At 64.6% G+C, this 2,594-nt stretch carries 4 protein-coding genes; 1 reads left to right on the top strand and 3 read right to left on the bottom strand.

The window, feature by feature from the left end; all coding sequences use genetic code 11:
- A partial coding sequence (locus ACT3TZ_RS15000) for a hypothetical protein (protein WP_444584217.1) occupies positions 1-334 on the top strand: 334 nt, incomplete at its 5' end.
- A 13-nt stretch (positions 335-347) separates the two neighbouring features.
- On the opposite strand, the gene ACT3TZ_RS14995 is transcribed toward ACT3TZ_RS15000, so the two are convergent.
- The 3 genes from ACT3TZ_RS14995 to ACT3TZ_RS14985 form a co-directional block, all read right to left on the bottom strand.
- Positions 348-983 (bottom strand): recombinase family protein, encoded by a 636-nt coding sequence (locus ACT3TZ_RS14995; protein ID WP_444584216.1) that lies wholly within the window; start codon positions 981-983, stop codon positions 348-350.
- 248 nt (positions 984-1,231) lie between these two features.
- A complete protein-coding gene (locus tag ACT3TZ_RS14990) occupies positions 1,232-1,960 on the bottom strand; it encodes a potassium channel family protein (protein WP_444584215.1) in 729 nt (242 codons plus the stop codon).
- The coding region (locus tag ACT3TZ_RS14985; protein ID WP_444584214.1) for a potassium transporter TrkG at positions 1,926-2,594 on the bottom strand (669 nt) is incomplete at its 5' end. The genes ACT3TZ_RS14990 and ACT3TZ_RS14985, both read right to left, overlap by 35 nt.

The raw sequence follows: 2,594 nt of genomic DNA, 5'->3' as shown, positions 1-2,594 counted from the left end.
CCTTGCAGTGCGAAACATTGGCCGAGACACCGCCTACGACGTACTGATCCGGGTCAACTTCGAACAGGGACCGGTCCTCGAAGAGGAGTCCGCCCTGATAGTCCGGCACCACGAGATACGTGTCGAGATGCCAGCAGTAAAGGAACAGCTTCATCAGGATCGTCGCGAGGACGCAACACCGCTTCCGCCTGGGATCTTGATTGGGCCGACCATGCGGATGTACCGGCTCGATATCGAAGCCTCGTGGGTGTCGGGCTCCGGCCGGGCCTACAGCGACGCGGACCTCGGGGGATCCTGGAGCTCGCTCGAACCCTCCCATACCGAAGGCTCCTGACGTCGAGGCCTCCTCACTCCTCCATCGGTAAGGCAGGCTGTTCGAGGTAGCGATACAGCGTGGATCGGCTGATGCCATGTTCACGCGCGATTTGAACTTTCGGCGTGCCGGCGATGGCGGCGTTGCGAACTTCGCGCAGCTTGTCGCCCTCGAGGGTGCGGGGCCGGCCCTTATAGGCCCCACGCTTCTTGGCGGCGGCGATCCCGTCGGCCTGGCGCTGCCGGATGAGGTCGCGCTCGAACTGGGCGAACGCACCCATCATGTTCAGCTGGAACTCAGCCATCGGATCCTCCCCTCCAGGGGCGAAGGTCAGGCGTTCCTTGAGGAACTCGATGCTCGCACCCTTACGCGGATCCTCGTCCGTGTGGCGGGCGGGGTCACCGGTGATCTGCTGGACGATGTTGTTCAGGTCGATCACCGAGCGGGCCAGCCGGTCCATGGAGGTGACGACGACGTGGTCGCCGTGACGGACGTGCCGAATCAGTGCCTGTAGCTGGGGGCGGTCCCGTGCGGTCTTGCCGGACTGCTTCTCGGTGAACGTCTCATCGCACTCCCCCACGGCCTCGAGCTGCCGCGCGAGGTTCTGTCCGGCTGATGAAACGCGGACGTAGGCCACGCGTTGCCCCGAAGGCCGCTGTGTTTCAGTCATGCCTTGGACCCTAGCCGAGACATGTGCCAAAACTGGGAAGCAAACCTTCTGGAACAGGACGTTCGTTGCGATGCCCGGTGTTCCGTTTGGCTATACCCAGTGCGACAGATGTGTCGCAGAAGTGCCGATCCGGACCCTATTGGCAACCGCACCAGTCCCACTCCTCCCGATGCAGAAGCACTTCACCGCGTCCGGCCTCAGCTCCGGCATCTAGCCGCGCCGAGAATGCACGTAGTGGCAACCGGGAACTACGCGGACGGCCGGCTGAAACGTTCCGCCTGTCGCGTGGGCCCGGTGACCAGAATGATGTCTCCGGCCTGCAGCACGGTGTCGGCAGCGGCGGCCTGCCACGCCCCGCCCTGGTGCTTGACGGCGCTCACGGTGACGCCATGCTTGCGTCGGATATTGCTGTCACCGAGCCTCATTCCGGCGTAGTGAGGGTTCACCTCCGTCTTGACCATCGCGAAGTCGGTGTCGATCTCGATGAAGTCCTGGATACTGCCGCGCACGATGTGCGCGAGACGACGACCCATGTCCTTCTCGGGATACACGACGTGCTGGACTCCGAGCTGCTCGAGGATGAGGCCGTGCGGGTCGCTGACAGCCTTCGCCCAGATCTGCGCGATCGAGAACCGCAAGAGCAGTGACGTGACCAAGATGCTGGACTGGATGTCACTGCCGATCGCTACGACCACGCGATCGAACTCCGGAATCGACAGCTGGCGCAGGACCTGCTCGTCAGTGGCATCTGCGGCCACGACGTGGGTCAGCTTCCCGTTCAAGGACTGGACGACGTGCTCGCGTGAGTCGATGCCGAGCACTTCGGTACCGTTGTCCATGAGCTCGAGGGCAAGGGACTGCCCGAAGCGGCCCAGGCCGATGACCGCCACCGCGTTCGCGGACGCGACAGCTCCTGGGTCGGTGCTGCGGAAGAGTCGGTGCTTAGCCAATGATCGGCCTTTCCTTGGGGAGGTCATAGAGGATCTGTCGCGGCCTCAGGGCGAGAGCGGCGGCGGCGGTGATCGGGCCCAGCCGGCCAATGAACATCAGCGCGATGAGCACGAGCTGCGCGCCAGCGGGTAGATCGGCAGTGATGCCGGTGGACAGTCCCACGGTGGCGAACGCGGAGACCACCTCGAACAGGATCTCGTCGAGCGAGAAATCGGTGAGGACCATCAGCAGGAGCGTGGAGGCAGCAACGAGACCGACGGCCAGGACGATGACGGTGATGGCCTGTCGGTGCACGGCGCGGGAGAGACGTTTGCCGAGCACCGTCACGGCGCCGGCGCCCCGCAGCTCGGCCAGCATGAGGAAGAACAGGACGGCGAAGGTGGTGACCTTGATGCCGCCGGCGGTGCCGGCCGGTCCGCCCCCGATGAACATCAGCAGGTCCATGCCCAGCCACGTCGCCGGGTCCATCGCGGCTGTGTCGATGGTGTTGAACCCGGCGGTCCTGGTCTGGGCGGACATGGTGAACCCGTTGAGGATCCGCAGAGGCGGCGCCATGCCGCCGAGGGTCTCCGGGTTGTTCCACTCCAGGGCAGTGATGTAGAGCGTGCCGAGCACGAGCAGTATCGGAGTCGCGGCCACGACGATCCGAGTGTTCATAGT

This window comes from Brachybacterium sp. AOP25-B2-12 (genome assembly GCF_052378625.1).
Taxonomy (GTDB): Bacteria; Actinomycetota; Actinomycetes; order Actinomycetales; family Dermabacteraceae; genus Brachybacterium.
Note: the sequence above shows the minus strand (reverse complement) of the source record. Positions and strands in the feature narration are given on the sequence as shown.